The organism is Pseudopedobacter sp., assembly GCF_040392825.1.
Classification (GTDB): domain Bacteria; phylum Bacteroidota; class Bacteroidia; order Sphingobacteriales; family Sphingobacteriaceae; genus Pseudopedobacter.
Genome location: NZ_JBEBVH010000259.1, coordinates 1 through 5,485, shown reverse-complemented (window position 1 = coordinate 5,485; position 5,485 = coordinate 1). Strand labels below are relative to the sequence as shown.

At 37.4% G+C, this 5,485-nt stretch carries 3 protein-coding genes and 1 pseudogene; 2 read left to right on the top strand and 2 right to left on the bottom strand.

Going from position 1 to position 5,485, the window contains the following annotated elements; all coding sequences use genetic code 11:
• Positions 1 to 2: 2 nt before the first annotated feature.
• Both dtd and rsgA read right to left on the bottom strand, forming a co-directional pair.
• Positions 3 to 461, bottom strand: a complete 459-nt coding sequence (dtd, locus tag ABWO41_RS14915; RefSeq protein WP_353139760.1) for a D-aminoacyl-tRNA deacylase — start codon at positions 459 to 461, stop codon at positions 3 to 5.
• Positions 462 to 626: 165 nt separating this feature from the next.
• Entirely contained in the window at positions 627 to 1,547 is a 921-nt protein-coding gene (rsgA, locus tag ABWO41_RS14910; RefSeq protein ID WP_353139757.1) for a ribosome small subunit-dependent GTPase A, read from the bottom strand.
• A gap of 429 nt (positions 1,548 to 1,976) precedes the next feature.
• Between rsgA and thrA the strand changes: the two are divergent.
• Positions 1,977 to 4,424: pseudogene (gene thrA, locus ABWO41_RS14905) on the top strand (bifunctional aspartate kinase/homoserine dehydrogenase I); the annotation flags it as partial.
• A 2-nt stretch (positions 4,425 to 4,426) separates the two neighbouring features.
• Positions 4,427 to 5,362, top strand: coding sequence for a homoserine kinase (locus ABWO41_RS14900; RefSeq protein ID WP_353139754.1), 936 nt, complete (start codon positions 4,427 to 4,429; stop codon positions 5,360 to 5,362).
• The last annotated feature ends 123 nt before the right edge of the window (positions 5,363 to 5,485 follow it).

Here is a 5,485-nt window from a genome sequence, read left to right as displayed (position 1 = left end):
TTTTAATGCCTTTCCTTATCTGCCGTGTCCATTATAACCGTGACAGGTCCGTCATTTATTAATGAAATCTTCATGTCCGCTCCGAAAATTCCAGTTTCTATTTTGGTTTGGGTTAAGATGGAAAGCTCGCTAATCATCTTTTCATATAAGGGGATTGCTTTTTCTGGTTTTGCAGCTTTAATGAAACTAGGTCTGTTGCCTTTTTTTGTTTGGGCTAATAATGTGAACTGAGAAACTAATAGAATTTTGCCGTTTATATCCGAAATGGATTTATTCATTAATCCGTTTTCATCTCCGAAGACACGCATATTGGCAATTTTAGCTGCCAGCCATTTTAAATCTTCCTCGGTATCTTCTTCAGAAATGCCTAATAGTATTAAAAAACCGTTTTCAATAGCTCCGGTTATTTTCCCTTCAACTTTGCAGGAAGCTTCAGAAACACGCTGTATAACTGCTCTCATATTTTAAGTTCATTAGTTGAAATAGTATCAAGTATTTAGTATCAAGTATAAAGACAGGATCGTTAGTGTTTGGTTCTTTACCGGAGGGGGGCCAATGAACGATTCTATCCAGTCATTCACCATAGACTATCAATTTAAACTTCAGACATCAGATTTCTGACTTTCTTAGTTCCTCGTTTCATTTCCATGATAGATACTTAAATAGCTATCGTATCTGGATGGTTCTATTTCGCCTTCTTCCAATGCTTTTAAAACGGCACAACCAGGTTCATTAATATGGACACAATTGTTGAATTTACATTCGTGCATACGTTCTCTGAATTCTGGGAAATAATGAGCTAACTGTTTTTTATCTATGTCAAAAATTCCTAGTTCTCTGATTCCGGGTGTGTCAATCAATTTTCCACCAAAGGGTAGGTCGTACATCTCAGCAAAAGTGGTGGTGTGTTTTCCACTATCGCTCCAATCAGAAATCTCGCCTGTTTTAATTGCAATATCAGGAATAATCTTGTTTATTAAGCTTGACTTTCCAACGCCAGAATGACCAGAGAATAATGTAGTTTTGTCTTTAAGAAGATTTTCTACGATATCAATGTTAGTTCCGTCGTTTGCAGAAACCGCATAACATGGATAGCCAATATTTTCATATATAGACATAAAATCATCCAGAATCTCAAGGCCTTCAGCACTAAACAAATCCAATTTATTGAAAATAAGAGCTGCCGGAATATGATAAGCCTCTGCCGTTACTAAAAAACGATCTATAAAGCCTAAAGAAGTTCGGGGAGAAGCCAATGTTACTACCAAAAAAGCCTGATCCATATTGGCTGCAATAATATGTGCCTGTTTGGAAAGGTTAATGGATTTTCTGATGATATAATTTTTACGAGGCTCGATTTTACTGATTACACCTGTCTCCTGGTCGGGCTCCAATTCGAAAGTCACAATATCACCAACAGCCACCGGATTGGTACTTACTATTCCTTTGATTCTTAGTTTCCCTTTGATTCTACATTCATAGCGTTCGCCGTTTTCAGCGATTACGCTATACCAGCTTCCGGTTGATTTTGTGACTAATCCCTGCATTGTGGGTAAAGATACTGAAAAACATAATATCGATAATTTGAAAATCAGAAGCTAGCAATATAGAATTGATCCGTTTATAATAATTCTTTACTATTCTGTATACTTTATATTCAATCCTTCTTCTTTGAATACATGATTACGATACCGACAAACTTAATTATGTCTTCAAAAACTATAAAATTCAAAAATGTTTGCTTTTAGCAAAATGAAATCTTAGATTTGGCGCATAAAATAGAATGTTACTTAACTAAGCAATGAGAAGATTTATTACAGGCACAATCATTACCACCACCATTACGCTTAATGCATAGAGGAAGGTAATCTTTGGCTTGAAATAAACAAAAATATATAGAGCGCCTTCCCTGAAACCGGAGGCGCTTTTTTTATGATTAGTTCTGGTCGCATTAAAAAGAATAATGATAAAATAATAAAGTTTTAAAATTCGGAGGTACATCAGTAGGATCGGTAGAAGCTTTACAGGCATTAACCGGTGTTGTAAAATCTAACCTGGAGCAGGGAGAGCGTATTATTGTCGTGGTTTCTGCAATGGGTGGTCTCACGAATCTTTTGATTAAAACGGCGGAAGATGCAGTAAAAGGAATAGATTTTTCTAAATCGTTAGCGGCTATAGAGGCCAGACATTTTGAAGTAGTTAAGGCGTTAATTCCTATTCAGCAGCAAAATAAGGTGTTCACAACATTGAAGATTTATTTTCAGGAGTTGGAAGATCTTATGCAGGGAGTAACTGCTTTAAAAGAATTAAGTCCCAAGACTAAAGATTCGATACTGAGCTATGGTGAGAGATGTTCTGCATTTATGTTAAGCAGAATTTTACGTCCGGTTTATGAAAAAACTGAATTTTTGGATGCTACCCAGTTGATTAAGACCGACAGTTCTTTTGGAAATGCGCATGTGGATTTCGACCAGACAAACTTGTTAATCCAAAATTACTTTAACAATCATCAGGATGAATTGACTATTGTTACTGGTTTTATCGCCAGCGACAATCAAAATAGGACCACTACTTTGGGGCGTGGAGGCAGCGATTATACTGCTGCAATTATCGGTGCAGCATTAAATGCAGGCCAAATAGAGATCTGGACTGATGTAAATGGTATGATGACTGCAGATCCGAGAAGGGTAAAGAAAGCTTTCTCTTTGGATGAACTTTCTTATACCGAAGCAATGGAGCTTTCTTTCTTCGGAGCTAAAGTAATCTATCCACCAACTATGATTCCGGCTTTCATGAAGAAAATTCCAATTGTTATTAAGAATACTTTCGAGCCTGATTTTATTGGAACAACAATACGTCACGACAACAAACCTTCCAATACGGTTATTAGAGGTATTTCTTCTGTAGATTACGTCAGTATTTTGAATGTTCAAGGTAGCGGAATGGTCGGAAAAGCGGGTTTTAGCGGAAGGTTATTCTCTTTGCTATCACGCGAGCAGGTGAACGTTATTTTAATTACTCAATCTTCATCAGAGCATTCTATTACTTTCGCTGTGGCACCTGAAGATGCGATTTTGGCTAAATCATTAATAGAGCAGGAGTTTGAACTGGAATTGGCTGCAAGCAAGTTAGAGCCTATACGCATAGAAAATGATTTATCTATTCTGGCAATTGTAGGTGAAAACATGAAACAAACTCCGGGGATTTCTGGAAAGCTGTTTTCTTCTTTGGGTAGAAACGGAGTTAACGTGGTTGCTATTGCACAGGGGTCTTCAGAATATAATATTTCGGTAATCATTAATCATGATCATTTATCAAAAGCTTTAAACGCTGTCCATGATGCGTTTTTTGCAGAATTGCAAAAGACTTTACACGTATTTGTGGTAGGTGTTGGAAATATAGGTAAAGAGTTGCTGACCCAAATTAAAAACCATCATGCTTCTTTGGTAAAGGATAACTTAATTAATATCAAAATTATTGGTTTAAGTAATTCCAGAAAGATGTTTGTGAATGCAGATGGAATAGATTTGGAAAACTGGGAGAATATCCTGAATGAAAAAGGTGAACAGGCTAGTTTGGAAGGCTTTGTTAACCAGATGAAATCTTTGGATTTGCCAAACTGTGTTTTTGTAGATAATACGGCAACTCCGGCTCCTTCTCAGTTTTATAAAGAGATATTTGAATCTAATATCTCGGTGGTAACTTGTAATAAGATTGCCAATTCCGGAGAGTACAAACAGTTTGAATTGCTGAAAACAACGGCACAAAAACATGGTGTAGATTTCTTCTACGAAACTAATGTTGGTGCGGGGCTTCCAATTATCAAAACCTTGAATGACTTGATTATTAGTGGCGATAAGATTCTGAAGATAGAAGCTATACTTTCAGGTACTATTTCCTTCATCTTCAATAATTTCAAAGGAGACGTTACTTTCCATGATATTGTAAAACAAGCACAGGAAAAAGGTTATACAGAACCAGATCCTCGTGATGATTTGGGCGGAATTGATTTTATGCGTAAGATGCTGATTCTGGCTAGAAATAGCGGTTTAGCTTTAGAATCGTCGGATGTTGAATTGGGAGCTATTTTACCAGAAAACTGTGCAAAAGCATCGAGTGTAGATGCTTTTTATGAAGAATTGAAAATCTCCAATGATTATTTCGAGAAATTGAAAAATGATGCTGCTGCAGAAGGTAAGGTTTTAAGATATATAGGTAAACTGGAAGACGGTAAAGTCAGTATCAATCTGCAAGCGGTAGGACCAGAACATCCGTTCTATTCATTATCTGGTAGCGATAATATTATTGCGTTTACTACAGAGCGATATTGTGAAACACAAATGGTGGTTAAAGGTCCGGGTGCAGGAGCTGCGGTTACTGCTGCAGGCGTATTTGCTGATTTGGTAAAAGTTGGAGCGGAATAGTCATGAGCAGGAAATCAATTAAAGTTTTTTCACCGGCAACTGTTGCCAATGTAGTGTGCGGATTTGATATACTTGGCTTTGCAGTAAACGAACCGGGCGATGAATTGTATATGGAATTGTGTGACGAACCGGGGGTTGTAATCACATCAATAGAGGGAGATGAAGGAAAACTGCCTTTAGATCCCGATAAAAATACAGTTAGCGCCTGCGTAAAAAGTGTTTTAAGACATTTAGGAAAGGAAGATTTAGGTGTTAGGCTAAAGCTGACTAAAAAAATGCCTTTGGGAAGCGGATTGGGATCAAGTTCGGCAAGTGCAGTGGCGGGTATTTTTGCTATTAACGAATTGTTAGGACGGCCATTAACTAAACATGAGCTACTTCCTTTTGCAATGGAAGGTGAAGCGCTGGCCTGTGGTCATGGACATGCGGATAATGTTGCGCCAGCTTTGTTTGGCGGTTTTACGTTGATAAAAAGTTATGAACCTTTAGAAGTTATCCAATTGCCAGTGCCAGATTTGTACTGTGCGTTGTTGTATCCGCATGTGGATGTTCCTACGCGTGATGCAAGACAGATTATCCGTTCTAAAGTTGCTTTGAAAGATGCGGTCGTACAATGGGGAAATATTGCAGGTCTGATAAGCGCTTTGTATCAGCATGACTATGATTTGTTAGGCAGATCAATGAAAGATGTGATTGTAGAACCGGTTAGATCGATCTTAATTCCTGAGTTTGACAGTATGAAACAACAGGCTTTAACAAATGGCGCTTTGGGTTTTGGTATTTCGGGTTCAGGCCCGACTGTTTTTTCTCTGTATAGGAATAAGGAAGATGCAGAGAAAGTTCTTAATCAATTAAAAGCTTTCTTAAAGGAAAAGGGGATCGAGAGCAATATTTATTTGTCTAAAGTAAATAGCGAAGGACCGATTGTTTTGGAATAGTTAAGAGTAGCAAGTATTTAGTGTCAAGTAGCGAGATTGATATGCATAATTTTAAAGATCTAAAAGTTTGGAAGTTAGGTATAGATATTTCTAAGGTAATATTTGATACCGTTCAGAGCTTTT

Excerpts from the sequence above, each read along its gene's own strand:
- dtd (WP_353139760.1), bottom strand. The coding sequence starts at position 461 with ATGAGAGCAGTTATACAGCGTGTTTCTGAAGCTTCCTGCAAAGTTGAA.
- rsgA (WP_353139757.1), bottom strand. The coding sequence starts at position 1,547 with ATGCAGGGATTAGTCACAAAATCAACCGGAAGCTGGTATAGCGTAATC.
- ABWO41_RS14900 (WP_353139754.1), top strand. The coding sequence starts at position 4,427 with ATGAGCAGGAAATCAATTAAAGTTTTTTCACCGGCAACTGTTGCCAAT.